The organism is Candidatus Pantoea multigeneris (assembly GCF_011752615.1).
GTDB classification, from domain to species: Bacteria; Pseudomonadota; Gammaproteobacteria; order Enterobacterales; family Enterobacteriaceae; genus Pantoea; species Pantoea multigeneris.
The window spans coordinates 83,271-108,719 of sequence record NZ_VWXF01000014.1; the positions used below are offsets into that span (position 1 = coordinate 83,271).

General features: G+C 50.7%; 21 protein-coding genes. 10 read left to right on the plus strand and 11 right to left on the minus strand.

Annotated features, from left to right (window positions below; all coding sequences use genetic code 11):
- Positions 1 to 218: 218 nt before the first annotated feature.
- Entirely contained in the window at positions 219 to 623 is a 405-nt protein-coding gene (locus tag F3J40_RS22605; protein ID WP_167018240.1) for a carboxymuconolactone decarboxylase family protein, read from the minus strand.
- A gap of 98 nt (positions 624 to 721) precedes the next feature.
- Between F3J40_RS22605 and F3J40_RS22610 the strand changes: the two genes are divergently transcribed.
- Positions 722 to 1,621 carry a LysR substrate-binding domain-containing protein gene (locus F3J40_RS22610; RefSeq protein WP_167018242.1) on the plus strand — a complete coding sequence of 300 codons (900 nt, stop codon included), beginning with the start codon at positions 722 to 724 and terminating at the stop codon, positions 1,619 to 1,621.
- 93 nt (positions 1,622 to 1,714) lie between these two features.
- Here the strand turns inward: F3J40_RS22610 and gorA are convergent, their stop codons facing one another.
- Positions 1,715 to 3,067, minus strand: coding sequence for a glutathione-disulfide reductase (gorA, locus tag F3J40_RS22615; RefSeq protein WP_167018244.1), 1,353 nt, complete (start codon positions 3,065 to 3,067; stop codon positions 1,715 to 1,717).
- A gap of 126 nt (positions 3,068 to 3,193) precedes the next feature.
- On the opposite strand from gorA, the gene rnz reads away from it, so the two are divergent.
- The gene (rnz, locus tag F3J40_RS22620) at positions 3,194 to 4,105 is read left to right on the plus strand and encodes a ribonuclease Z (protein WP_167018246.1); all 912 of its coding nucleotides are present in this window, start codon (positions 3,194 to 3,196) and stop codon (positions 4,103 to 4,105) included.
- 24 nt (positions 4,106 to 4,129) lie between these two features.
- On the opposite strand, the gene F3J40_RS22625 is transcribed toward rnz, so the two are convergent.
- The 3 genes from F3J40_RS22625 to F3J40_RS22635 all read right to left on the minus strand — a co-directional run bounded on the left by F3J40_RS22625 (position 4,130) and on the right by F3J40_RS22635 (position 5,769).
- Positions 4,130 to 4,573, minus strand: coding sequence for a type II toxin-antitoxin system VapC family toxin (locus F3J40_RS22625; RefSeq protein WP_167018248.1), 444 nt, complete (start codon positions 4,571 to 4,573; stop codon positions 4,130 to 4,132).
- Positions 4,570 to 4,824, minus strand: a complete 255-nt coding sequence (locus F3J40_RS22630; RefSeq protein WP_167018250.1) for a type II toxin-antitoxin system prevent-host-death family antitoxin — start codon at positions 4,822 to 4,824, stop codon at positions 4,570 to 4,572. The genes F3J40_RS22625 and F3J40_RS22630 overlap by 4 nt, the downstream gene beginning before the upstream one ends.
- A gap of 102 nt (positions 4,825 to 4,926) precedes the next feature.
- Positions 4,927 to 5,769 (minus strand): 23S rRNA (adenine(2030)-N(6))-methyltransferase RlmJ, encoded by an 843-nt coding sequence (locus tag F3J40_RS22635; RefSeq protein WP_167018252.1) that lies wholly within the window; start codon positions 5,767 to 5,769, stop codon positions 4,927 to 4,929.
- Between the two features lie 387 nt (positions 5,770 to 6,156).
- On the opposite strand from F3J40_RS22635, the gene prlC reads away from it, so the two are divergent.
- Positions 6,157 to 8,211 carry an oligopeptidase A gene (gene prlC / locus F3J40_RS22640; protein ID WP_167018254.1) on the plus strand — a complete coding sequence of 685 codons (2,055 nt, stop codon included), beginning with the start codon at positions 6,157 to 6,159 and terminating at the stop codon, positions 8,209 to 8,211.
- Positions 8,208 to 8,957, plus strand: a complete 750-nt coding sequence (rsmJ, locus tag F3J40_RS22645) for a 16S rRNA (guanine(1516)-N(2))-methyltransferase RsmJ (protein ID WP_017349842.1) — start codon at positions 8,208 to 8,210, stop codon at positions 8,955 to 8,957. Before prlC ends, rsmJ begins: the two co-directional genes overlap by 4 nt.
- A gap of 33 nt (positions 8,958 to 8,990) precedes the next feature.
- On the opposite strand, the gene uspA is transcribed toward rsmJ, so the two are convergent.
- Positions 8,991 to 9,428 carry a universal stress protein UspA gene (uspA, locus tag F3J40_RS22650; protein ID WP_167018256.1) on the minus strand — a complete coding sequence of 146 codons (438 nt, stop codon included), beginning with the start codon at positions 9,426 to 9,428 and terminating at the stop codon, positions 8,991 to 8,993.
- A gap of 357 nt (positions 9,429 to 9,785) precedes the next feature.
- Here uspA and uspB point away from each other — a divergent pair, with 357 nt between their 5' ends.
- Positions 9,786 to 10,121, plus strand: a complete 336-nt coding sequence (uspB, locus tag F3J40_RS22655) for a universal stress protein UspB (protein WP_167018258.1) — start codon at positions 9,786 to 9,788, stop codon at positions 10,119 to 10,121.
- A gap of 32 nt (positions 10,122 to 10,153) precedes the next feature.
- Here uspB and F3J40_RS22660 read toward each other — a convergent pair whose 3' ends face one another.
- A complete protein-coding gene (locus F3J40_RS22660; RefSeq protein WP_167018260.1) occupies positions 10,154 to 15,457 on the minus strand; it encodes a hypothetical protein in 5,304 nt (1,767 codons plus the stop codon).
- Positions 15,458 to 16,087: 630 nt separating this feature from the next.
- Positions 16,088 to 17,587: an inorganic phosphate transporter PitA gene (gene pitA / locus F3J40_RS22665; protein WP_167018262.1), complete on the minus strand. Its 1,500-nt coding sequence runs from the start codon at positions 17,585 to 17,587 to the stop codon at positions 16,088 to 16,090.
- A 330-nt stretch (positions 17,588 to 17,917) separates the two neighbouring features.
- Here pitA and F3J40_RS22670 point away from each other — a divergent pair, with 330 nt between their 5' ends.
- The 3 genes from F3J40_RS22670 (at position 17,918) to F3J40_RS22680 (ending at position 20,099) form a co-directional block, all read left to right on the plus strand.
- Complete coding sequence (locus tag F3J40_RS22670) at positions 17,918 to 19,102, plus strand: BaiN/RdsA family NAD(P)/FAD-dependent oxidoreductase (protein WP_167018264.1); 1,185 nt, start codon at positions 17,918 to 17,920, stop codon at positions 19,100 to 19,102.
- Positions 19,103 to 19,188: 86 nt separating this feature from the next.
- On the plus strand, positions 19,189 to 19,632 hold the full coding sequence (locus tag F3J40_RS22675) for an Xre family toxin-antitoxin system antitoxin (RefSeq protein ID WP_167018266.1): 444 nt from the start codon (positions 19,189 to 19,191) through the stop codon (positions 19,630 to 19,632).
- Positions 19,629 to 20,099, plus strand: a complete 471-nt coding sequence (locus tag F3J40_RS22680; RefSeq protein ID WP_167018268.1) for an RES family NAD+ phosphorylase — start codon at positions 19,629 to 19,631, stop codon at positions 20,097 to 20,099. The genes F3J40_RS22675 and F3J40_RS22680 overlap by 4 nt, the downstream gene beginning before the upstream one ends.
- Positions 20,100 to 20,160: 61 nt before the next feature.
- Here the strand turns inward: F3J40_RS22680 and F3J40_RS22685 are convergent, their stop codons facing one another.
- Both F3J40_RS22685 and F3J40_RS22690 read right to left on the minus strand, forming a co-directional pair.
- Entirely contained in the window at positions 20,161 to 20,940 is a 780-nt protein-coding gene (locus tag F3J40_RS22685) for an L-threonylcarbamoyladenylate synthase (RefSeq protein WP_017349836.1), read from the minus strand.
- 163 nt (positions 20,941 to 21,103) lie between these two features.
- Entirely contained in the window at positions 21,104 to 21,805 is a 702-nt protein-coding gene (locus F3J40_RS22690; protein ID WP_167018270.1) for a cysteine hydrolase family protein, read from the minus strand.
- Between the two features lie 87 nt (positions 21,806 to 21,892).
- Between F3J40_RS22690 and F3J40_RS22695 the strand changes: the two genes are divergently transcribed.
- Positions 21,893 to 22,891 (plus strand): GlxA family transcriptional regulator, encoded by a 999-nt coding sequence (locus F3J40_RS22695; protein WP_167018272.1) that lies wholly within the window; start codon positions 21,893 to 21,895, stop codon positions 22,889 to 22,891.
- Here F3J40_RS22695 and F3J40_RS22700 read toward each other — a convergent pair.
- Positions 22,871 to 24,259, minus strand: coding sequence for a sugar porter family MFS transporter (locus F3J40_RS22700; RefSeq protein WP_167018274.1), 1,389 nt, complete (start codon positions 24,257 to 24,259; stop codon positions 22,871 to 22,873). The genes F3J40_RS22695 and F3J40_RS22700 overlap by 21 nt on opposite strands.
- Positions 24,260 to 24,435: 176 nt before the next feature.
- Here F3J40_RS22700 and F3J40_RS22705 point away from each other — a divergent pair, with 176 nt between their 5' ends.
- On the plus strand, positions 24,436 to 25,449 hold the full coding sequence (locus F3J40_RS22705; RefSeq protein WP_167018275.1) for an alpha/beta fold hydrolase: 1,014 nt from the start codon (positions 24,436 to 24,438) through the stop codon (positions 25,447 to 25,449).

Consider the following 25,449-nt stretch of genomic DNA (forward strand, 5'->3'; position numbering starts at 1 on the left):
TCCGCTGGTTGAGTCTGTTTTGCAAAGTGCGGGTGCCTTCAGCGGTAAACGCCAATCGACACCATTAAACAAACGAACACTAATAGAACAAAAGATACAGGGCTAAAATGGTTGCAGATAGCAAATAAAGGCATAACAGAGAGCTAAGTCACTAATTATTTGTTAACCTGGCGTTGACTACGATTTAACATATGATTTTATTTAGATCATATGTTCATTTATTTTACACCCGAGTTTGTGGTTTCTGTGGGGTTAAGGAGATCGCGCACATTCACCAGCGCGTTCCGCACAGCGGCTCCGCCCGCGTAGAACAGCAGTTGCAGGATGGTTTCAATGATCTGCTCACGCGTGGCACCGGCATTCAGCGCGGCCTGCGTATGTGCGCGCAGTTGCGGCACGGTGTGACCGAGCGTGACGCAGGAAGCGATCACCACCAGCTCCCGCGTCAGGTGGTCTAAACCACTCCGCGACAAGATCCCGCCCATCGCCCACTCAATAGAAATATCGGTGAAATCAGGACATAACCCGGCCATATCCTCTTCCAGCGCCTGACCGGCTCCGCTGCCATACAGGGCGTTAAACAGCGCCATCCCGCGCTGACGTAATTCAGGATTTGAAATCATTTTCGGCTCCTCAAACAGTGAAGCCTGATTTAAATTGAAAACGCTGAATGGATAAACGCCGTTTTGTTTGCATCATCTACAAGCCACACTAGGTAATCATGGATAAATTACAGAGCATGAGCGTGTTCGTCCGGGTGGTCGAGCAGGGCAGTTTTACGGCGGCGGCAGAAACACTGCGCCTGAGTGGAACGATGATAGGTTTGCATATTAAGGGGCTGGAGCAGCATCTCGGCACGCGTTTGCTCAATCGCACCACGCGCCGCCAAAGCCTGACGGCATTTGGTCAGGAGTATTATCAACGTTGTCGCCAAATTCTGGCGGATATTGATGATGCAGAGTCAGCGGCGTTGAGCCTGCAACAGTCAGCGCGGGGTCACCTTAAAGTGGCTTGTCCGGTTTCCTTAGGCGTACACGTACTCACGCCCCTGCTGGCACAGTTCCTGGCGCAGTGGCCCGAGGTTACGGTGGATTTAGTGCTGAGTGACCGGGCGCTGGATATGGCGGATGAAGGCATTGATGTGCGCATTCATATCGGCCCTCTGGAGCAGATGAACTCGCTGGTCGCACGGCCATTGCCGGTGTATCGCTCGTTGGTGTGCGCGTCGCCGGCTTATCTGGAGCGTGCCGGTGTTCCGGCCTCACCCCATGAATTGCAGCAGCATCGTTGCCTGGGGTTTGCCCATCCCAGTGCGGGCCATGAATGGGGATTTGAACAGCACGGTCGGGCGGTTAAAGTGCCGGTGAATCTGGTCATGGCAATCAATAATGGCGAGGCTTTACGCCAGGCTGCATTGAAGGGGTTGGGGATTATTATGCAGCCGGAAGTCCTGCTGGCTGAGGACGTTCAGGCAGGGAAGCTGAGAGTGCTACTCCCGGACTGCACGCCACCCGCCATGCCGGTGCATATTCTCACCTTTGCCGACCGGCAGCAGTTACCCAAAATCCGCCTGCTGGTGGCCTTTTTGCTGGAGCAGATGCAGGCAGGATTTCCGCTTTAACCGCCATTTTGGTGGAGGGCGAATAGCACTATTGAGAGAAAAAAACTGGCCCGGTTGAGCCAGTTTTGCAGGACACAAAGTGTGAGAGAGGGCTTAGCGCATGGTCACAAACTCTTCCGCACCGGTGGGGTGGATCGCCACGGTGTTATCGAAGTCTTTTTTCGTCGCGCCCATTTTTAACGCCACCGCAAAGCCTTGCAGCATCTCATCCATGCCGTAGCCAATGCCGTGAATACCGACAATCTTCTCTTCCGGGCCAACGCACACCAGCTTCATGCGACACGGCTGGCGGTGCTGGGTCACGGCGGTATACATCGCAGTAAAGGCCGATTTATACACTTTCACCTGGTCGTCGCCATACTGCTCACGCGCTTCGGGCTCGGTTAAGCCTACGGTGCCAATCGGCGGGTGGCTGAAGACCACGGTGGCGACATTGCTGTAGTCGAGGTGTTCATCTGGCTTGTTGTTAAACAGGCGCTCAGAGAGACGGCGGCCTGCGGCAACGGCAACCGGCGTTAATTCAACGGCACCGGTGTTATCCCCCACGGCATACACGCCAGACACGTTGGTATTCTGGAACTTATCTACCTGAATGTAGCCTTTGTCATTGATCGCTACGCCTGCGGCGGCAATGTTCAGATTGTCGGTGGCGGGTTCACGACCAATCGCCCATACCAGGCAATCTACCGTTTGTTCATCGCCATTTTCCAGTTGTAGGGTCAGGCTGCCATCTGCATTCTTCACCACGGCTTTTGGCGTGGCATGGGTGTGCAGGGTCGGGCCTTCGGTGTTCATCACCTCAACCAGCGTTTCACTCAGCAGGGGATCGAAGCTGCGCAGCGGCGCATGTTTACGGACATACAGGTGCGTTTCTGCGCCTAGCGCGTTAACGACGCCAGCCAGTTCGACGGCGATATAACCTGCGCCGACGACGGCCACACGTTTTGGCAGTGCATCCAGCTCGAAGAAGCCATCGGAATCAATGCCGAATTCTGCCCCAGGCAGATCGGGCTGGACCGGGCGGCCACCGGTGGCGATCAGAATGTGATTCGCGGTAATAATTTCACCGTTAACCTCAACCGAATGTGCATCCACAAAGCGGGCAAAGCCTTTAATGACATCCACCTTGTTCTTGCCCAGTACGTTGTCGTAAGAGGTGTGGATGCGGTCAATATAGGCGCTACGATTGGCCACCAGACGCTGCCAGTCAAAATGATTTACGGTGGTATCAAAGCCATAATCCGGGCCATACAGGTGGATAGCTTCGGCAATCTGCGCCGCGTGCCACATCACTTTTTTCGGCACACAGCCAACGTTAACGCAGGTGCCGCCCAGCTCTTTCGCTTCAATCAGGGCGCATTTCTGGCCATACATCGCCGCACGGTTAATTGAAGCAATGCCGCCACTGCCGCCGCCGATGGCGAGGTAATCGTAATGTCGGGTCATGGTGTGTCCGTTCAGTTAATAGAGGGAGTGGAACAGAGTGTAACGCCGCCGCAGCGGCCAGCACAAAGATTGCACCTATAGCTGGAAGAGGTTTAAATTTACATTCCGCTAAAAGGGAAGCATAGCATGCAACTGACATTTCTCGGCACTGGCGCAGGGGCGCCAAGCCTGCAACGTAACGTAACCGCCATCGCGCTGACCCGCAACGAACGGGGTGATAGCTGGATGTTTGACTGTGGTGAAGCCACCCAGCATCAGTTTATGCGCAGCGCGCTCAAGCCAGGCCGGCTACAGAAGATCTTTATTACCCACCTGCACGGTGACCATATCTTTGGTCTGCCGGGCTTGCTCACCAGCCGTTCGATGGCCTCGATCCCGGAGCCGTTAACCGTGTATGGGCCAAAAGGCATTCGCGCCTTTATTGAAACCGCCCTGACGCTGAGCAGCTCATTTGTCACCTTTCCGTTTGAGATCGTCGAGATTGAAGCCGGATTGATTGTGGATGACGGCGAGTTCCGCGTAACTGCCTGGCCGATGAACCATGTGGTGGAGTGCTATGGCTATCGGGTTGAGCAATATGACAAGCCGGGCTTTCTGGATGCGGCACGGCTGAAGGCAGAAGGCGTACCGCGTGGCGTGTGGTTCCAGGATTTAAAAGCGGGCAAAACCGTGACGCTGCCAGACGGGCGGGTGATCAACGGTGCGGACTACCTTGGACCTTCCACGAAAGGCAAAGTACTGGCGCTGTTTGGTGATACTGCGCCCTGTGACGCGGCGCTCTCCATGGCGGCGGGCGCGGATCTGATGGTGCATGAAACCACGCTGGAAGCGGCAATGGAGGAGAAAGCCAACGGACGCGGGCACTCCACCACCGTTCAGGCGGCACGCGTTGCTCAACAGGCAGGGGTGAAGCGCTTGATTGCGACCCATTTCAGCTCACGCTATATCGCGAAAGATAAAGAACGTCTGTTGGCCGAGTGCCAGGCGGTGTTTCCCGCCACAGAACTGGCGCAGGATTTTGCCGTGTTTGAGTTTTGAAAAACCGGGAGCACAGGCTCCCGGTTATGCTGGTGTTTCGGCTTCGGGATCAAGCCACGGGTTAAGCAGCGTAACCCCTAATCCCTCGAAATCTTTGGTGTTCCTGGTGACCACAACCATATCGTTACAGAAGGCGGTGGCAGCAATCAGGGCATCATTCGCAGAGCGTTGATCTGGCACATGTAGCTTCGCGCAATACAGCGCAGCCATTTTATCGACGGGTAAAATACGGTCGTGGAACTCGACTAACAGCAGATTTTCGAACCACTTGCGAAGATGGGCAGCCTGGAGCGGATCGCGTCGTTTAAGCAGCAGAATACCGCGTTCAATTTCGAGCAGGGTAATGGCGGACAGAAACAGATCTCCGGCATCCACGGTTTCTGTCCAGCGAGAGAAATTGAGATTGATTCTGGCGGTGCGCGCCTTCCGCAGTTCAGAGACGGCATTGGTATCAAGAAGATATCTCATGAAAAGTCGATATCCCTGAATTCAATGTCTATGCCACCAGGCTCAAAAGCAATCTCAGCCGCCTCCGGATAAACCAGCGAATCCTGGATGTTTCTGCGGGTATCCGTCAGTTTTTTATACGCCTCGTAGGTTAACAAGACGTGTGCAGGTTTACCGCGATCGGTGATGTAGACCGGGCCTTCTTCACAGGCTTTTTTGGCGGAAGAGACCGCCTGATTAAAGCTGCGACTGGAGTAGGTTGTGATTGGCATTGTCATCCCCACAATTGTAGTAACGTTGCTACAATTATAGTGCTGCTGTTTAAATAAACAACTGCCTTGATGCACCACGCTATCCACGCCGCAGGTCAGGTCTTACTCTGGCACAATCCACTCTACTTTGGTGTGGCCGTTGCCGTTTGGCACCAAAGTCTTGTGCAGCCACGGCAGCAGGTCACGCATTTGCTGCTCGAGCTTCCACGGTGGGTTGATCACAATCATGCCGGAGGCAGTCATACCGCGCTGATCGCTGTCTGGGCGAACCGCCAGCTCGATTTGCAGGATGCGACGGATGCCGGTAGCTTCCAGATCGCGCAGCATATGTTTGATCTGCTGGCGCATCACAACCGGATACCACAGTGCGAAAATGCCGGTGTTGAAGCGTTTGTAGCCTTCCTGAATCCCTTTAACCACGGCCTGATAGTCGCTTTTCATTTCGTACGGCGGGTCAATCAGGATCAGACCACGGCGCGATGGCGGTGGCAGTTTTGATTTCAGCTGCTGATAGCCATCAGCACGCTCTACGCGTGCGCGCGCATCTTTACTGAATTCATTGCGCAGCAGCGGATAGTCGCTGGAGTGCAGTTCAGTCAGCTGCAGCTTGTCGTCTTCACGCAGCAGGTGACGGGCAATCAGCGGTGAGCCTGGGTAGTAGCGCAGGTTACCGCTGTGGTTCAGCGATTTCACTGCGGAAAGCCACGGTGCCAGCAGCTCAGGTGCGTCCGGCTGCTGCCAGATACGACCAATCCCTTCGAGATACTCTCCGGTACGTTCGGCGTGTTCGCCGCTCAGCTGATAGCGACCCGCGCCCGCATGGGTATCGAGATAGAAGAACGGTTTCTCTTTCTCTTTCAGCGATTCAATAATCAGGCTCTGAACGGTGTGTTTCAGCACATCGGCGTGGTTGCCAGCGTGAAAGCTGTGGCGATAACTAAGCATTCTGTCTTATCCTGTTGAATATAAAGTAATTTAATTGATGTTGAGTCAATTTTTGCACAAAAATTACCCCACGGATTACCCCACAGGCTATCGCACCGCGATATGGCAGGAAAAAGCATGAGAACCGATTGTGGCGGAGGATTATATCAGGGATGGCGTACAGATGCGGGGTAATCTCCAGCGGCGAGTGGCAGCAGCGATGGCCTGCTCAGTATCCCTTTGTTTGAAGGGCGGAGTTTAGCAAACAGACTGTAAAGAAGCGTTTTTCCGCCCGTTGGCGCGCCTCTCATCCCCTGCTGCCATTGATTTTCACTACACTTAGCCGCATGTTAGTGGAATTGCGTTGCGCGGACCCCGCGCCCCATACTTCGATACAAGGACAGCGCTATGACCAATCCGTTACTCACGCCTTTTACCCTGCCACCTTTCTCTGCCATCAAACCTGAACATGTCGTCCCTGCGGTCACTGAGTTACTGGCGCAGTGCCGTGCTGAGGTAGAAAAAGTGGTTGCGCAGGGCGCACCGTACAGCTGGGATAACCTGGTTCAGCCGCTGGCGGAAGTGGACGACCATCTGGGTCGCGTTTTCTCTCCGGTAAGCCACCTGAATTCCGTTAAAAACAGCCCGGAACTGCGTGAAGCCTACGAGCAGACGCTGCCGCTGCTGTCTGAGTACAGCACCTGGGTTGGCCAGCATGAAGGGCTGTATCAGGCCTATCGTGACCTGAAAGAGGGCGAGCAGTATGCCGGGCTGGATATCGCCCAGAAGAAAGCCGTTGATAACGCACTGCGCGACTTCGAGCTTTCCGGTATCGGTCTGAGCAAAGAGAAGCAACAGCGCTACGGTGAAATTGCTGCACGTTTGTCGGAATTAGGCTCGGCCTACAGCAACAACGTGCTGGATGCGACCATGGGCTGGAGCAAGCTGATCACTAATGAAAGTGAGCTGTCTGGCCTGCCGGAAAGCGCACTGGCGGCAGCGAAAGCCCAGGCGGAAGCCAAAGAGCAACAGGGCTGGCTGCTGACGCTGGATATCCCAAGCTACCTGCCGGTCATGACCTACTGCGATAACGCAGCACTGCGTGAAGAGCTGTACCGCGCGTATTCTACCCGCGCTTCAGATCAAGGCCCGAATGCCGGTAAATGGGACAACGGCCCGATCATGGAAGAGGAGCTGGCACTGCGTCACGAGTTGGCTCAGCTGCTGGGCTTCGACTCCTTCGCCCACAAATCTTTAGCCACCAAAATGGCGGAAAACCCACAGCAGGTGCTGGACTTCCTCAATGACCTGGCGACCCGCGCACGTCCGCAGGGTGAAAAAGAGCTGGCTCGCCTGCGTGCTTTTGCCGAAAAAGAGTTTGGTGCTACGGAGTTGCAGCCGTGGGACCTGACTTACTACGGCGAAAAACAGAAACAGCACCTGTATACCATCAGCGATGAGCAGCTGCGCCCGTACTTCCCGGAAGCGCGTGCCGTCAGCGGTTTGTTTGAAGTAGTAAAACGCATTTACGGCATCACTGCGCAAGAGCGTAAAGATGTGGATGTCTACCATCCAGATGTGCGCTTCTTCGATCTGTTTGACGAAAGCGGTGAGCTGCGCGGCAGCTTCTACCTTGACCTGTACGCGCGCGAACACAAACGTGGCGGGGCATGGATGGATGACTGCGTGGGTCAGATGCGCAAAGCAGATGGTTCACTGCAAAAACCGGTGGCCTACCTCACCTGTAACTTCAACCGTCCCGTGCAGGGCAAGCCAGCGCTGTTCACCCATGATGAAGTGACCACGCTGTTCCACGAATTCGGCCACGGCTTGCATCATATGCTGACGCGTATCGAAGCGGCTGGGGTTTCTGGTATCAGCGGTGTACCGTGGGATGCCGTCGAACTGCCAAGCCAGTTTATGGAAAACTGGTGCTGGGAGCCGGAAGCGCTGGCGTTTATTTCTGGCCACTACGAAACCGGCGAGCCTCTGCCAAAAGAGATGCTGGATAAAATGCTGGCGGCGAAAAACTACCAGGCGGCGCTGTTTATCCTGCGTCAGCTGGAGTTCGGCCTGTTTGATTTCCGTCTGCACACCGAATTCAACCCAGAGAAAGGGGCGCAAATCCTCGAAACGCTGCGTGAAGTGAAAAGCCTGGTGGCTGTGGTGCCAAGCCCGTCGTGGGGTCGCTTCCCGCACGCCTTCAGCCACGTGTTTGCGGGTGGCTACGCCGCCGGTTACTACAGCTACCTGTGGGCCGACGTGTTGGCCGCGGATGCTTACTCACGCTTTGAAGAAGAGGGGATTTTCAACCGCGAAACCGGTCAGTCTTTCCTCGACAACATTCTGACGCGTGGCGGTTCTGAAGCGCCAATGGAACTGTTCAAACGCTTCCGTGGCCGTGAACCACAGCTGGATGCGATGCTGGATCACTACGGTATCCGGGAAGAAGCGTCCGCGTGAAAATTGGTTTAGTTGATGAAACAGGCACCGGAGACGGTGCCTTATTGGCTTTAGCACAGCGCTGGGGCTTAGAGCAGGATGAAACTCACCCGATGGCGCTGGTGCTGACCGCTACGCATCTGGAACTGCGCAAGCGAGATGAACCGAAGCTCGGCGGGATCTTTGTCGACTTCGTTTCTGGCGCGATGGCGCACCGTCGCCGCTTCGGCGGTGGTCGTGGTGAGGCAGTAGCAAAAGCCGTGGGCATCAAAGGCGGTTATCTGCCGGATGTGGTGGATGCGACCGCAGGACTCGGACGCGATGCATTTGTACTGGCGGCATTAGGTTGCCGGGTACGCATGCTGGAACGCCATCCGGTGGTGGCTGCGCTACTGGACGATGGCTTACAGCGTGGATATCAGGATGCTGAGATCGGCGGCTGGCTGCGCGAGCGGTTGACGCTGCTGCATGTTGCCAGCCAGGTGGCGTTGAGCGAAATTACACCGCAGCCGGACGTGGTTTATCTCGATCCGATGTATCCGCACAAGCAGAAAAGTGCGTTAGTGAAGAAAGAGATGCGTGTGTTTCAGTCGCTGGTAGGGGCTGATGATGATGCTGATGCGCTGCTGGAACCGGCACGCAGGCTGGCGAAAAAACGCATTGTGGTGAAGCGGCCTGATTATGCAGAGCCGTTAGCCGGCGTGGTCACGCAGGATGCGGTAACGACTAAAAGTCATCGGTTTGATATCTATCCGCCGCTGGCGTAAATAAAACGGGCGGCTTTTACGCCGCCCGGTTCTTTATTCGTCTTCTTCGTCGCGCAGCGGCACAATCAACATGTCGATGTGCACGGTATTGATCAGCTGGCGTGCAGAGGACATCAGCTTGCTCCAGAAGTCCTGATGGTGACCGCACACGACCAAATCCACTTCATATTTTTTGATGGCATCAACCAGCACCTGACCAAGATCACCACTGCCGCTCAGGGTTTCCGTCACCGGATAGCCGGCATTGGCAGAGAGGCTCTTCAGCGCGGTGTGTGTCTCTTCGGAGATGCGTTTTTGCATGTCACCTAAGTTGACGTCAATCAGGCCGGTGTAGAGATCGGAATAGTTTACGTCTACGTGAATCAACGAAATTTTGGCATCGTAAGGGCGTGCCAGAGAAACTGCCTTGTCTACCAACAGCTGGCTTTCCGGAGAGAGATCGACTGCAATCAGGATGTGTTTATAAGCCATGATATTACTCCTTCCTCGAGATTCATGATGGCAACCCACGCGCCTGCCGTGTCAATGATGGTGCCATCCGTTATAAAGCTGTGCCATCAGGGCGTTGCCTCAGGTAACGGCAGCTTATTGTTATACCTTGATTATAGACCGTTGTGTTAAAAATCCTGTAGAACCCAGCTTGCCTGTGAGGTAGATCAAAAAAGGTCGCGCTCCTGTTGTGTGAAACGCTAAACATCGCTGGAAAAAATTTTCTCGTTTCTCCTACACTAAAAATAGCTGGCAGGGTTTCTGGCCGGGCCAGGTCACAACAACAACAACGACAACACTGATGTCTGGCGATGAGCACAGCGCAGCCGGGAGGTAAACATGATCAGCACTATCGCGCTCTTTTGGGCATTGTGTGTGGTTTGTCTGGTAAATATGGCGCGGTATTTCTCTTCGTTGCGAGCGCTGCTGGCGGTGCTGCGCGGCTGCGATCCGTTGCTGTACCAGTACGTGGATGGCGCAGGATTTTTCACTTCGCACGGTCAACCCAGCAAGCAGGTACGGCTGGTGCGCTACATCTGGGCGCGGCGTTATCTTGATCACCACGACGATGAGTTCATCCGCCGCTGCCAGCGGGTGCGCGGGCAGTTTATTCTGACCAGTTCACTGTGCGGGTTAGTGGTGGTGAGTTTGGTGGGATTGGTGATTTGGCATTAAAAAAGCAGGCCATGTAAATGGCCTGCCAATAATCATTGTTTTTTCGCCAGTCTGGCTGACAAATAGATCCATAGATGCATCATGCTTTTATCACTGTTCTGGTCTTGTGGGACGCCTATACTTCTCTTAATGATATTATGGCTAGGGAAAAATCTCTGCGCCATGGCTTGAACAGTAAAGGCCAAGGTGTCTGCGTTACTTTTTAAGATAAAGCTCACAGATTGTTCTCCATCAGTTAAGACATCTGCCATTGTGTCTCGAACAGCTCGCAATCTATTTTCAGCAGCCATTCTTTCGTCAAAAGGTAGTTGTTTGTTATTCTTAATTCCTAGCTGTTTTGCCATCTCTGCGTCGAAAGCCTCCGTATTAAGGATTACTGTTTCTCCATTACGTGTAATCACGTCAGGGCCTAATTCATTTTCTATTGAATTGAGATATTTCGCCTGCGATGGATCTTCCGTGCGCTTAAATAATGCCACACCAATGTCATCTCCGGCTAAACCCTTGTGTAATGACTTTCGTATACTGCCTGGAATATCACTATAGCCCGTGCCAGGAGTGACATCGGCATGGTAAAAATAATCTCCGGTTCTGGCTCCATGATGACTAGACTCATGCAGCATTGTTCTTTTCATTTTTCCATCGTTTAAGCTTTTATAGTTGATCATAATCCGCTTCATCGGGTCACCACCAACAGTAAAACCTTGGTAATTATCGGTGTTGCTTAGCCAAACATTTTCTAAATTAACAGCTTTTGTATATTCCACCACATCTTGAGTTTTATCCATTGCGTTAAAGAAATTATCTGCACACAACGTTGCATCTTCATCATTTAATCTAAATTCATCCATGAAAAATTTTTTCACCTCATCAGGTGAGTTTTCATATTTTGTTCTCAAATTTTTCAATAAATCCAGTGTGTCATCATTGTTATCGGTTAATACCTTATAGGCGTCAATTAAATCGTTATCATTGAGATGTAGGGCATGTTTCTTTCCTAGAGCGACGATACCTCCTTTTAAGGTGTCATCGCCATTGGCGTCGAAAATTCTGGTTGTATCTAAAAGCTCACTTTCTGCTTCCATAAGATCAAATTTTTTGGCTTCTGGCAGTGCCCTATCAATGTTACGTCCACCATCCCATTGAGATCTCGAAGGGTCATAAGCCTCCAGTAATCTTGCTTTCCTTTCAGCAGGGGGGAGATTAGTGAAGTCCACACCTTGGTAGTTTTTAGGGTCAAACACCTTGGCAGGTTGGTTGTTTGGTGTGGCGTTCTCTACACGCAACATTTTTTTTCCTGTGGTACGGAAACTTGCAGGGTTAATTGCTTTGCCAAGCAACATTTTATTAGGGCTTTTCATTATTTTTCTTACGCCAAATATGGCCGCATCATCAAGGAAGGGTAGTGGGGAAATATAATATAATGATATTCTAGCCATCAATTTTGCTAGGGATAAATCGAATTTTCTAATCTGTGCAGCTGCTTCAGTTAAAACTATTTTAATTAATGCTTTTCCTGCAATCCCTTTAGCTTTTGCCTTCATGAATGCTGATGAAATTGCTATAACTGCTTTTTTACTTAGTGAACTTACAGAAATTCCTAAACTGGCAAGCATAAAGGCTAATTCTAACACTTCGAAAGCATATTCCGATAGTTTAGGGCTATAGTCCGCATCATGGGACAGGCGTTGTAAGAGTTCAAAGCCCGGGAGCATTGCGCTCATATATTCCCACCATTCAGTATCTCTCAACGTATTTTTATAGACCTCGACCATATCAAGCAGTAGTTTTTCCACTTCTCTTTGTGTAAATGATGAAAGAGTGCTGTGATCTCTTTTTTTAGTATCATATTTGAATTTATATTCATAATGGTAAGTCATTCCTTGTGCGCTTTCAAAATTATCCCCCGCCTGTGGTGAATGTATGGGTTTATCATCCCATAATTCATCGATAAATGCGGATATAGAATTTTTATGCATATTAAAATCTTGATCTCCTTTTATAGGAGGAGGCCCTGGTAAAGGTTTAATCAAAATATTCATACCAACTGTGCTGATAACAAACCATTTCCCACTTTCTATCTTGGCAAAAGATATGTACCCATCAGGTTTGTCATATATTGATTTGAACACTTTATTTCGATGGTTGTGGATTTGAATTTTATAGCTGTAGCTTTCTGTAACAGGACTATTGTTTTCAAGCAGTGTCACGGATGAACGATGAAATGCATGTTCAGATAACGCTTCCTTTTCTTTACCTAAACTCTCCTTTTTATAGCGGATAAATTGGTCATAAAAAGCGGTTTTTCCATCTTTTGCTTCATATGTTATTGTTTCATCCCCTTTCTTCACATTATAAGTCCTGGTTGTCTTGCCAGTTATTGCATCTAATATTTGTACAAACATTTTATTAATAGGGGAGCTATTTTCGTTAGGATCCTGTTCCAGGAAAACGTTGCTATTAGCGATATTACTTATACTTGAGTACTCACTTTTTTCTTCTCTTTCGTTACTGATTTTTTTCAAAGCAGAGTAAAATTCTTTTTCGGCACTTAAAGCAATGAATCCTCTCTTTAGTGATTTCTTTGAATGTTTTAACTTTTCGCTATGCCGTCTTAAATACCAAACAATAGCAGAGGTTTGCATAAGTTCCTGCCCACGATTGCTTGGCTTATTTGTTATTTCGTTAAACTTTTTCACTGCATCATCGTGAGAAAGTGTAAAGGGTGTGTTCTTTCTTTCAAATTTCAAAGCAAAATATTTTGCTTGTTGAATACTCCATAGTTCTGATTCCCCTGTATCTGGAGTTAGCATCTTCAGGTTTATTTTAGTTATTAATTTTTTGTAGTCTTTGTTTTTATTTTCTACAAAACTCACAAATAAGTTTTCGATCTGTATTTTACGTATTTTTTCTTCAATATCGGATGTTTCATATTTATCGTCATGAAACCAGGCTACAAGAAGTTCTTTTTGATGATCACGTATTTTTTTTCTGTTTCGTGATTTTATAGCGTTTAGTGATTTTGTTTTCTCTATTTTATCGTTGCTCACTATATCCAGGATCTCTTTCGAAATTATAGATATAGTTTCTTCATATACATTATTATCTAATATGCTATTCCTGTTTTCCAGGAAAGAAGATTGCCATTTTTCAATGGCTGTTATGAGATTTTCAATATCAATTATTTCATCTGGAAATGTATGTACATCCCAGTCCCTTCTTAGCAATTGTGGTGTTATTTCTTCATTTTTTGATGATACTTCTTTAAGCAATGATTGAAGAGGAATTTCCTGGGTAAGCAGTGAGCTTATAGAGACCGCTTTTCCTTCATTATCTCTATCTTGCTCAAAAAGAATGTTATCTATTTCGTCGTGAATTTCACTTATCTTCTCAATGATATTATCCCGGTTCGATTTGTCACTTTCTTCTTCTGAAGATTCTACTGATGCTGACATTAATTCTCTGCCAAACATGTTGTTATAACTTTGATCTGCTGATTTTTTTATTTCACTTGTTGCATAAGCTATAGCAACATCGAGGATAGCCCTTTGCTGCATTGTATACTTTAATGGCTTGAAGGGGTTGGTGTTATAGCTTTCCGCTTTGTAGCTATGATTATTAATCCTCGCTCTTAATTGTTCTATTATTTTTTCTATGGCGGGTACGTGAATTTTCTTATCAGGATCGATTTTATAATTCTTTAATTTTAACGAAAGGGATTCGTGAAGGATGTCTAAGAATAAAAAAGTCTCGACGTTGTTATCTATAGATGCTGCATAGCTGGCGCTATGTGCTATCTTCCTAAGATCCGTAAATATTACTTTGGTATACTTTTCATATTCAAATGCATTATCAATAGCCTCTTTTCTACTGACTTTTTTATTTATAATTAAAATATCCCCATTGGATACTTGTTCTTTCTGTGGTAAATTAATGCTTTCTGAGAGACTATTTTCCTTAAGAAGGCTTAATCTCTCTGGTTCAATTGGTCTCCCTTCGATTTTGTTATTAACGTTACCTGCAATCAGAATAAAAGGCGCTATTATTTTACCCATCACGCTTTCAGACGATGAAAATTTAATTGCTAGCAGTGATGTCAGGATTGTATTAACAATACCTGCTGAGGGTTTTTCTTTCTCAACAGAGTCAGGTATCCTGCTTTCAGAGCCTGATCGCTGTGGTGATGATAATTCCATTGATGAAATTTCATGTCTGTCAGCATTTTTAAGTATAGTGCTAAGTGCTGCCTTTAGCCTTTTGTCTTCTACTGGTCTGTTATTAAAATAGGCGATTTTCTCTTCCTCATTTAGGTTTGATGAAAGCACGGCATGATGATCTCCATATTGTTCTTTATTTATTTCCTCTTCAAATCTTTGTACTCCTTGCAAGTATTTACCCTCTGAATCAGAAGTGAACGTGGTATAACGGGCATAATATTTACCTTCTACCCCTTCAGAGTTTGACTCATCAGCTATATGGCTGTTTTTTTTGTCTAAAAGCGCATCTTCAATTAATTCAATGTAAAGACCATAATAACGCTTCTCCTTTTTCATTCTGTTTGTGAAGAGGTTGTTTACGCCGGAGCCTACCAGGCTGTTTTTTCTATTACCAGAAGACAGGGGGTTATCCAGTAGCGGGTTTTTGTTAGCGGACTGTTTGTTATGATAAAAAAAGTTTAATCTTTTTTGAGCAATATCATTTGGCTCATTCCATTTTTCCTCATGCGTCATTACCGATTTATCTGTTCGGTTAACATTAGCTATCTGTTTATGGGTCACGCCATCAGACGCTTCAAGCAATATGTTCCTGTGTTCATCTCGAGTAATTTCTTCTATTGCTAAAGTTATAGTTGCATTTGAAGTGGGTAGTGGTTCAGTTGTTGATTGGGTCGCAGACGAAGGTTCAACTGACTCATCCGTTGAACTCTCTGTCGAATTGGCCCCGCCTAACCACATATTACGTAAGCTGATACCAGGGGGAGCCAGGAGACTTAGCTTACTCAACACGGAATTTGCGAGGTCGGTAAAGCCGGGAAGCTTGATAATTATCCGGCCCATAAACGACGCAGGTTCAGGCAACCGGCGATTTCGATAGCAGTATGCGGCTAGCAGCGCTGTGAAGAAAACAAATCCAGGTCCTTCCAGCCCCGGCATCATGCCCAATCCAGCTTGTGCCCCACGCCCAATCATCGCGACAGATTCTGCAATCGTCGTCGGCAGATAGCTCAGCATAAATTCTGCTACATAGGGAAGTAGCGCCTGCGCGGTAGCCGTCGATAATGCAGCTTGCGCAGTTGAAGAGTATGCACGTTCGAGTGCGTTGAGTGACTGCAACAAAACACCCACCCAGCCAGGACTTCGTGCAAAGGCTGCATAGAGATCCCAGGCGAGCTGGCCCGCAATACGCGCGGCCTGTAAGTAGAATCAGGGTACGCCGAACATATGCGAAACCGTGCTAATCACTCGACCAGGAATATTGGACACCATTTGGCTGTAGGTATTGTGCAGCAGGTGATTTATCACTCTGGGCGTTTCATCGATCGCTGGCGGGGTCGACTGGTCTACCAGATTGGGTGAGTCTGAGTTTGAGCCTGAGGGAGGATCTATGGCTGTTGCCCCTCGGTCTCTGAAGAGCGGAATCAGGGCTGCCTGACGTAAAGATTCAAGATCCATCTCTGCATCAGCGGACGAATTATTCGCAGGGTCAGGCTGGCGATGCTGGACAAAACGCGTCTCGTTTGACATGAAAAAACCACTCCTCACCGGTGAAAGTGACGTGATAGTTAATGAATTTTCAGGTCAAAAGTGAATCGTCAAAGTTGTTCTGTAGCGCTAAGGAATTATGTAAAGCAGACAGGATATTTTTCGCTACTGCTAAAAATATAGTCGTAGTAAGGAGGGAAGTAAATTTGGGCTGTTTCTTAAAACGGCAGAAAGCAAAAGGGCGACTTGCGTCGCCCTTTGAGGTTATACCACTTTCAGTGCCAGCCAGTAGAGCGAGCCTGAGAGTAGAATACACACCGGCAGGGTAAACACCCATGCCATCGCGATATTCTTGATGGTGCGGCTCTGCAGCCCACCGCCGTCTACCAGCATGGTTCCCGCCACCGAAGAGGAGAGAATGTGCGTGGTAGAGACCGGCATACCGGTATAGCTGGCAATACCAATGGAGACGGCCGCAGTCACCTGCGCTGACATACCCTGTGCATAGGTCATGCCTTTTTTACCAATCTTCTCACCGATGGTGGTTGCCACACGACGCCAGCCAATCATCGTACCGATGCCCAACGCCAACGCTACAGCGACAATAATCCACACCGGAGCGTACTCGATGGTGCTGGTCAGGTCGCCTTTCAGCTTGTTCAGGAAGCGTTTGTCGTCGGCATTCACTTCCGGCAGTTTAGACGCTTTGTCTGCGGTATCTGCAATACACAGCAGCAGACGGCGCATCTGGCCACGCTGTTCGATGCTGAGCTGATCGTAACTTTGCAGGTTGTTCAGCAAGCCCTGAGCGTGTTGCACCGCAACCAGCGCACGTGCGCTATCGCAATGGAACTCTTGTGGGCCATCTACGGTTTCAACCGGAGCTGGCACGGCAGGTGGAGCCTGCGCCACGATTTCCGTCAGCGTCTGGCTATGCTGCTGATAATACTGCTCCAGGTGATTAACAGCATCCCGCGTGCGGGTGATGTCATACCCGGAGGCATTCATATTGACCACGAACCCGGCAGGCGCTACGCCAATCAAGACCAGCATGATCAAACCAATGCCTTTCTGACCGTCATTCGCACCATGTGAATAGCTCACGCCAATGGCAGAAACAATCAGGGCGATACGTGTCCAGAACGGGGGCTTTTTCTTGCCGTCAATTTTCTCGCGATCGGCAGGTGTCATGTGTACGCGTGAACGTTTGGTGGTGCTGCTCCAGTAACGACGCAGCAGGAAAATCAACGCGCCAGCAATCACCAAGCCGACAATCGGCGAAAGGATCAGGGACAGGAAAATATTCAGCACTTTAGGCAGATTTAACGCATCCACCACGGAAGTACCCGTCATCAGTGCATTGGTTAACCCAATACCAATGATGGCGCCAATAAGTGTGTGTGAGCTGGAAGCAGGCAGGCCCAAATACCAGGTGCCAAGGTTCCAGATGATCGCCGCCAGCAGCATGGAGAAGACCATGGCGAGACCGTGTGCAGAACCGACATTCAGCAGGAGATCGGTCGGCAACATATGCACAATTGCATATGCAACGCTCAATCCACCCAGCATGACGCCGAAGAAGTTGAAGATACCCGCCATCGCCACGGCGAGCTGTGGCCGCATTGCACGGGTATAAATAACCGTAGCAACCGCATTGGCAGTGTCGTGGAAGCCGTTGATTGCCTCATAAAACAATACGAACAGCAGGGCTAAAACTAATAACAGGCCGGTACTGACATCGAGCCCGGCAAACAGATGTAGCATAAGCGTTACGCCATTTTGGAGGACATGAACGCGGCGCATTATCCGCGACAACGTGCTGTATGGGAAAGGAAAATATAGCCCTTTTTTGACTTAATTATGTAACTTCGGCGGTTTGTTATGGGAAAAATCCCTAAAAATGAGCGTGTTACAATATGACATATTTACGTCATTTTTTTGACTCTCTTGCTCAATCCGCGTGGTTTATCGCCCGGTTTACGGCATTTCGCTGCAATAACACCCATTTTTATCGGGGATAACCCCGCACCAAGGTAGCTTTGCCGCCAGTCGTTCACTACAATCTGCGCCTCTGAGAGTTGACAGGTGACCATCGTGGAAAAATTTGACGTTATCGTAATCGGTGCTGGAGCCGCCGGGATGTTTTGTGCGGCTCAGGCCGGGCAACGCGGTTTGCGCGTGCTGCTGTTGGATAACGGTAAAAAAGCCGGGCGTAAAATTCTGATGTCGGGCGGTGGTCGCTGTAACTTCACCAATCTCTATGCCGAACCTGCGGCCTATTTGTCGCAAAACCCGCATTTCTGCAAATCTGCCCTGGCGCGTTATACCCAGTGGGATTTTATCGACCTGGTCAATCGTCATGGCATTGCCTGGCATGAGAAGACGCTGGGTCAGCTGTTCTGTGATGATTCGGCGCAGCAGATTGTCGATCTGTTGCTGGCTGAGTGTGAGAAAGGCCAGGTCACACTGCGTTTGCGCACTGAGATTATCAGCGTGGAGCGCGATGAAGCGGGTTACACTCTGACGCTGAATGGCACGACGGTGCAGGCGGCAAAACTGGTGGTCGCCAGTGGTGGGCTTTCTATGCCGGGATTAGGTGCTTCGCCGTTTGGTTATCAGTTAGCCCAGCAGTTCGGCCTTGAGGTACTGCCTACTCGCGCAGGTCTGGTGCCGTTTACCTTGCATAAGCCGCTGCTGGAGCAGCTACAGGCGCTGTCTGGTGTGGCATTGCCAACCACGATTACCGCGCAGGATGGCACGCTATTTAAAGAAGCGATGCTGTTTACGCATCGTGGTCTCTCTGGGCCGGCGGTACTGCAAATTTCCAGCTACTGGCAGGCGGGTGAGTTTGTGCATGTCGATCTCTCGCCAGAAACCTCACTGGATGACTTCATTAATGTGCAGCGTGCGGCCCATCCGAATCTCAGCCTGAAAAACAGCCTGGCGAAGATTCTGCCAAAGCGGCTGGTCGAAATTCTGCAACTGCTCCAGCAGTTGCCGGATGTGAGCCTCAAGCAGTTAAACAGCAAGCAGCAGGCGGCGTTAGTGACGCTGCTGCACCACTGGCCAGTGCAACCCAACGGCACCGAGGGCTACCGCACGGCGGAAGTGACGTTAGGCGGTGTGGATACCGCACAGCTCTCTTCAAAGACCATGGAAGCGAAGTCCGTTCCGGGGCTGCACTTTATTGGTGAAGTGGTGGATGTCACCGGCTGGCTGGGCGGCTACAACTTCCAGTGGGCATGGAGTTCAGCCTGGGCGTGTGCGCAGGGGCTGTAAGGTAGCGGCTCAACGCCCTTAATTGTCTGTTCTTTGCACACTAACCTCCATATGGTTATACTAAAACAACCAAATGGAGGTTAATCATGAAAACTTTTAGTTTATCCACCACATCAGCCAGGCCGCCTCGCTTGTGGCAGGTGGCTGGTTTAAACAATTCTGATGGCGTAGCCCTGTTAGGGCAGATTAGTGAAGGCCTTGATGGCAAGATTGCTAACCTTATTGCTGACTGGGTACAGATCACGCAAAACGACCTGCGTAAGATGTCTGGCATTCCTTCCACCACCTTTAGCCGTAGCGCGAAAGCACGATTCAGCAGCGATCAAAGTGAGCGTTTAGTCCGCATCGTTCGCGTTATCGATCGCGCGGTAGAGCTGTTCGAGGGGGATAAAGATGCGGCGAAAAAGTGGCTGAATGAACCAAACAGGGCGCTGGGCTGGAAAGTGCCCGCAGAGCTGATGGCCTCCGAAACCGGCGCTTATGAAGTCATGAAGCTGATTACTCGTCTGGAGCACGGGGTCTATTCTTGATTCTCTACCGACTTACCAAGAGCCGATATCTTTCAACCGCCTGGACAGGGTATGGCGCGAAAGAAGCGGGCGGTCGCTGGAACAATGTGGGCAACGCGATGGTGTATGTTTCTGAAACAGCATCCCTGACCATGCTGGAGACACTGGTACATTTGCATGCTCCGCAAATGCTGGAGTACTTCACGCTATTGCGTATTGATGTGCCTGATGAGCAAATTCAGATAGCTGCAATGGATGAGCTACCGAACAACTGGGCAGATGAAGAAGCGCCGCCAGAACTGGCAGCATATGGCGATGCCTGGTGTTTCTCCGGGAGTTCGGTCGCATTGCGTGTTCCCAGCGCTTTATCGCCCGTTGAATATAACTACCTGTTAAATCCAGAACACCCAGATTTTTACCGTATTGTTCAGCAGGCAGAACCCATTCCGTTCCAGTTCGACCGTCGCTTAACGCCCGATCGTAAGTAAATCGGGCACAAAAAAGCCCGCAACATGTGCAGGCTTTTGGTTCACAGCATCACGCTGCAAATCAGTAGTAATCACCGTGACGGTAATCCCATGAAGGGAAGATGTCCGACAGGTGAGACATGATCTTGTCTACGTCCAGACCTTTACGGATCAGAATCGGGCAAGGTGACACTTTACGCTCGCCTTTCTGCTCTGGCACCAGTTTACCGGTGCTGTCTACCATGGAAACCATCACGCCCTGCTCATAGCGGGTTTTCTGGTCTTCGTTTGGCTGGATAGACTTCACGTAGTCGTTCGCGGCAATGATCAGGTCAGCGTGTTCTTCGATACGCTCGCCGATACCTTCAACCAGGCCACGGTTGCCTTTGCCTGATGGGTTAGCAGAGCTTGCGAAAGAGAACTTACCGTGGTTTTCCCACAGCTCTTTCGCCAGAATCTCGCCCGGCTTACCGAACTTGATCACGAAGCAGCTGGTTTCACGGCCATCCATCATCAGCTCTTTAGAGCCGTCGGTTGGGATGCGATCCAGTGCTTCCTGTTTCCATGGCAGGATGCAGCCCAACAGTACATCGCCATCCCAGTGGCGCTGATACAGTTCTTCGATTTCCGGGTTCAGCTGAGCCAGTTCTTTCAACTGCTCCATTGAGCCGCACAGAACCACGCCTGGCTTGTTACGGTTACGCTGTTTAGCGTCGAATTTACGCTCCAGGCCGGCTTTATCAGAGGTCATGATGATGTAGCCAACTTTGGTTGGGCTGACGATCATGCCGCCTTCTTTGGCCAGGATTTCGATCGCTTCTGGCTGTAAGCCGCCGTTCCACTGTACTGTTTTGTTGCTCATGATTAGGCCTCTGTTAAAACCCCCGAAACCGGTTCGGGTAAGATAATTCGGTGTTGTTGCCTTCGATATTACGGGTTTTATCTCCGGCGGCAACCCTCCGCCGGATTGTTCTTCTGTAGCAACAATAGATGCTACACAACGCCTGAATCTGTGAGCGCAGCGCTTATTTTAACGGTATGTCGATCACCTGTTGCGTGGTTTTAATCTCGGCAAACACGTCGGCAACACCCGTCAATGCAGCACGATGTAGTGAGCGATGATCAACCACGCTATTATCCCAACTTGCCAGGTCACGTGTGGCAGCGGCATCTTCTGGAATGATCACGCTGTAACCGAGCGGTACCGCATCACGCGCGGTGCTTGAGACACACATATGGGTCATCAGCCCGGCAACAATCAGCTGTTTAATCCCCAATGATTCCAGCTGTGAGTGCAGGTCGGTGCCAACAAACGAGCTGGGTGTGGCTTTGGTGATAATCCGGTCGCCTTTTGCTGTAGAGGGCTGCAAATTGCGGTGGAATTCGGAGAACCGGCTACCTTCAGCAAAGAGCGGGCTATTGGCGGGGCCGAGGTGGCGTACAAAGAAGACGGGCATACCGTTTTTATGCGCATATTCCGTCAGGCGTTTCGCGTTGTTTAGCGCTTTTTCACCGTCCGGGATAACCATTTTCCCACCCGGGAAGTACTCATTTTGGAAGTCGATTAAGATCAGCGCCGTCTGGTTTTTAACCAGTTCAGTGGTTGAAGGCGCGCTACTTAGTGTACGAATAGTCGGGGCCTTAGCCGCCTCTCGGGTTTCAGCGATAGCGCTACCACTGATCGCCATTGCTAACGCCAAAGTGCCAGAAGTAAATAATTTCTTCATTATCAGTTCCTTATTATTACCGTGGGTGTCGGGCTGTTGTCTGTCTCGCAGTATGTGCGGAAGTGCAGCCCGCAAGGAGTAACGTGAATGACAAAGAACGTGCAGATTGCGCCATTTCGCCCGGCCATTCGTGTAGGGGTCGTGGTGTTTGATGGCATCATCCCTTTTCATCTTTCTGTACCACTGGCGGTGTTTGAGGCGGCTCATCAGGGGGAGGGTGTACCGTGCTACCAAATACATATCTGTGCGACGCAACCCGGCGAGCTTCGCACCAGCAGCGGATTTTCGATTGTGGCCGGGCAGGGTCTTGAACAACTGGAACAGATGGATGTGGTGGTTGTACCGAGCTGGAATGAGAAACAACCGTCAGCGGAGCTGCTATCGGCGATACGGCAAGCGGCCGATCGCGGAGCAACTATCGTTGGGCTATGCCTGGGCGCTTTTGTTCTGGCTGAGGCGGGTTTATTAGAGAAGAAACGAGCCACCACTCATTGGCGCTGGATGCAGGCATTTAGCACACGTTATCCCTCGGTGGATATCGATCGTGATGTGCTCTATGTCGATCTTGGTCAGACGATCACATCGGCGGGTACTGCCGCCAGTATCGACTGCTGTTTGCATCTGGTGCGAAGAAGTTGGGGTATGGAAATAGCGAATCAGGTGGCGCGTATGCTGGTGATCCCACCCCATCGGCAAGGGGGGCAGGCGCAATATGTTGAACAGCCGGTGATAACCCGACCAGATGGCGATCGCTTTATGGCAGCACTGCACTGGGCTGCTGAACATCTCCAGGAACCGCTGACATTACAGCAACTGGCTAACCAGGCGCTGATGAGTTCTCGCAGTTTTTCCCGTCGTTTCCAGCAAACCACCGGTGGGTGTTTTAGCCAATGGTTACAGCAGCAGCGTATTGCACTGGCTCAACGCTATCTGGAAGGGTCCAACCGCCCAGTCGAGCAGATTGCACTTTTGGCTGGATTTCCTTCCGCGTTGGCGCTGCGGCGTCATTTTAAAAAACAGCTTAACGTGACGCCGCAGCAGTACCGCAAAACCTTTCGCGGTCAATCAGGAACCGATGTCGCGTAATGCTTTGCCTTGCATCAGGTTGCGTTCGATGTGTTCCAGCGTGACATGGCGGGTTTCAGGCACCAGCCAAATGGTGATCAGGATGAACACCACGTTCAGCGCGGCATACAACCAGAACGTCGGCGCATTACCTAACGTATCCAGCAAGGTCAGGAAGGTGGCACCGACCACCATATTCGCAACCCAGTTGGTGGTGGTGGAGGCGGTGATACCGAAATCGCGCCCTTTCAGTGGCTGGATCTCCGAGCACAGCAGCCAGATAACCGGACCTGCGGCCATAGCAAAGCCGACGATAAACATCAGCAGCATGGCGATAGCGAAATACTGACGGAACGGCGTTTCTACGCCCATATGCAACAGCGTGCCGAGTACGCCCATACCCACCGTCATGATCAGGAAACTGGTCACCAGCATCGGCTTACGGCCCCAGCGATCCACCAGACCTACGGCGATCAGCGTGGAGAGCATGTTCACCGCACCAACGATCACCGTGCCCCACATCTGCTCGTGGGTGTTAGAGAAGCCCGCAATACTGAAGATTTTTGGCGCGTAATACATCACCACGTTCATACCGGTGAACTGCTGCATCACTTGCAACAGAATGCCGAGCCACACGGCACGACGGAAGTTGCTGTTGCTCTTAAACAGCGACCAGCCATGCTGCTTGACCTGCAAGCTTTCGCGGATCTCGTCCAACTCCTGCTTTGCCTGTTCATCGGAGCTACGCAAACGCGCCAACACGCGCTGTGCTTCATTGAAGCGGCCATGGGCGGCCAGCCAGCGTGGGCTGTTTGGCAGGAACAGGACACCGACGAATAAAATCAGCGCCGGGAAAGCGATCACGCCCAGCATCCAACGCCAGCTGCCGCTGTAACTCAGGGCGGTGTCAGACAGATAGGCGACTAAGATGCCGGTGGTCAGCATCAGTTGATACATGGAGATCATCGAGCCGCGCACGCGCTCGGGGGCAATTTCAGCCAGATAGAGCGGGGCGGTGTAAGAAGCGATACCCACCGCGAGGCCGAGAATAACGCGGGCACCAATCAGCGATTCCACGCTGGGAGAGAAAGCAGACCACAGCGAGCCAATCACAAACAGCGTCGCACCGGCCAGCATGCTTTTCTTACGTCCGAGGTGGGAAGAGAGCCAGCCTGCGCCCAGGGCACCGATGGCAGCACCAAACATCATGCTGCTGACCACCCACTCCTGAGCATGATTACTGATATTGAGATCTTTAGATAAAAACGGTAACGCCCCGGCGATCACGCCGATATCCAGACCAAACAGCAGGCCACACAGCGCTGCCATAAAACAGACAAACCAGATAAACGACTGATTCTTTTTCCCTGAAAAAGGTTGGGCACTCATCCTGAACTCCTTAAAATTATGTCAAGAAAGGTAATGTTAGATAAGCATCGCCAGGAAAACAGTGTTACCGGTCACATGATGAGCGATTGCTGATTGGGCCGTATAAGGCACGGGGCATCAATACAGCCGCACTTATTGATTGCCATACTGCGCGTTTCGTCTCAGGAGATAAGCAGATGTTTTCATTCAGGAAGCCATTGGCACTGATGTGTGTTTCACTGGCACTGTTGGGAAGTGCTTCAGCTTCTGCCGCGCATGTTTATGGCGAGCAGCTTGAGGGATTTAGCTACCCTTATCCGTTGCATCACTTCAGTTTTGCTTCTCAGCAGCAGCAACTGAGCATGGGATATATGGATGTTCCTGCGGAAAAGTCTGCTAACGGACAAACCGTGGTGCTGCTGCACGGTAAGAACTTCTGCGGAGCCACCTGGGACAGCACCATCAAAGCACTCAGTCAGCAGGGCTACCGGGTTATCGCCCCCGATCAAATCGGCTTCTGCTCTTCCACTAAACCGGCAAATTACCAGTACACCTTCCAGCAGCTAGCGCACAACACCCATGAGTTATTGCAGAGCCTTGGGGTGGAGAATGCCACCATCGTCGGCCACTCTACCGGCGGTATGCTGGCGGTACGTTATGCGCTGATGTACCCGCAGCAGACGCACAAACTGGTGCTGGTGAATCCCATCGGTCTGGAAGACTGGAAAGCGAAAGGCGCACCGTGGCGCAGTGTTGATCAGTGGTATCAGCGCGAACTGAAGCTCAATGCCGCTGGCATCAAGAAGTATGAACTGAGCACTTACTACGTGGGGAAATGGAAGCCGGAGTATGACCAATGGGTGGATATGCTGGCAGGATTGAACAGCGGGCCGGGCCATCAGCGCGTGGCGTGGAACTCGGCGTTAATTTACGACATGATTTTCACCCAGCCAGTTTATTACGAACTGAAAGACATTAAAGTGCCGACCACGCTGATGATTGGGACGGCGGACACCACCGCGATTGGCAGCGACATTGCGCCACCTGCGGTGAAGGCGAAACTGGGGCACTACAATGTGCTGGGTAAACAGGCGGCACAGTTGATTCCCGGTGCACGCCTGATCGAATTCCCCGGTATGGGCCATGCCCCGCAAATGGAAGACCCAGCGCACTTTAATCAACAGCTGCTGAATGACCTTTCACGTTCCTGA

What these genes read in the sequence shown, in the direction of transcription:
- prlC (WP_167018254.1), top strand. Translation starts at nt 6,157, where the DNA reads ATGACCAATCCGTTACTCACGCCTTTTACCCTGCCACCTTTCTCTGCC.
- F3J40_RS22685 (WP_017349836.1), bottom strand. Translation starts at nt 20,940, where the DNA reads ATGAGCAACAAAACAGTACAGTGGAACGGCGGCTTACAGCCAGAAGCG.
- uspB (WP_167018258.1), top strand. Translation starts at nt 9,786, where the DNA reads ATGATCAGCACTATCGCGCTCTTTTGGGCATTGTGTGTGGTTTGTCTG.
- F3J40_RS22630 (WP_167018250.1), bottom strand. Translation starts at nt 4,824, where the DNA reads ATGCCAATCACAACCTACTCCAGTCGCAGCTTTAATCAGGCGGTCTCT.
- pitA (WP_167018262.1), bottom strand. Translation starts at nt 17,587, where the DNA reads ATGCTACATCTGTTTGCCGGGCTCGATGTCAGTACCGGCCTGTTATTA.
- F3J40_RS22700 (WP_167018274.1), bottom strand. Translation starts at nt 24,259, where the DNA reads ATGAGTGCCCAACCTTTTTCAGGGAAAAAGAATCAGTCGTTTATCTGG.
- F3J40_RS22705 (WP_167018275.1), top strand. Translation starts at nt 24,436, where the DNA reads ATGTTTTCATTCAGGAAGCCATTGGCACTGATGTGTGTTTCACTGGCA.
- F3J40_RS22675 (WP_167018266.1), top strand. Translation starts at nt 19,189, where the DNA reads ATGAAAACTTTTAGTTTATCCACCACATCAGCCAGGCCGCCTCGCTTG.
- F3J40_RS22635 (WP_167018252.1), bottom strand. Translation starts at nt 5,769, where the DNA reads ATGCTTAGTTATCGCCACAGCTTTCACGCTGGCAACCACGCCGATGTG.
- F3J40_RS22695 (WP_167018272.1), top strand. Translation starts at nt 21,893, where the DNA reads ATGACAAAGAACGTGCAGATTGCGCCATTTCGCCCGGCCATTCGTGTA.
- F3J40_RS22605 (WP_167018240.1), bottom strand. Translation starts at nt 623, where the DNA reads ATGATTTCAAATCCTGAATTACGTCAGCGCGGGATGGCGCTGTTTAAC.
- gorA (WP_167018244.1), bottom strand. Translation starts at nt 3,067, where the DNA reads ATGACCCGACATTACGATTACCTCGCCATCGGCGGCGGCAGTGGCGGC.
- F3J40_RS22610 (WP_167018242.1), top strand. Translation starts at nt 722, where the DNA reads ATGGATAAATTACAGAGCATGAGCGTGTTCGTCCGGGTGGTCGAGCAG.
- uspA (WP_167018256.1), bottom strand. Translation starts at nt 9,428, where the DNA reads ATGGCTTATAAACACATCCTGATTGCAGTCGATCTCTCTCCGGAAAGC.
- F3J40_RS22625 (WP_167018248.1), bottom strand. Translation starts at nt 4,573, where the DNA reads ATGAGATATCTTCTTGATACCAATGCCGTCTCTGAACTGCGGAAGGCG.
- rnz (WP_167018246.1), top strand. Translation starts at nt 3,194, where the DNA reads ATGCAACTGACATTTCTCGGCACTGGCGCAGGGGCGCCAAGCCTGCAA.
- F3J40_RS22690 (WP_167018270.1), bottom strand. Translation starts at nt 21,805, where the DNA reads ATGAAGAAATTATTTACTTCTGGCACTTTGGCGTTAGCAATGGCGATC.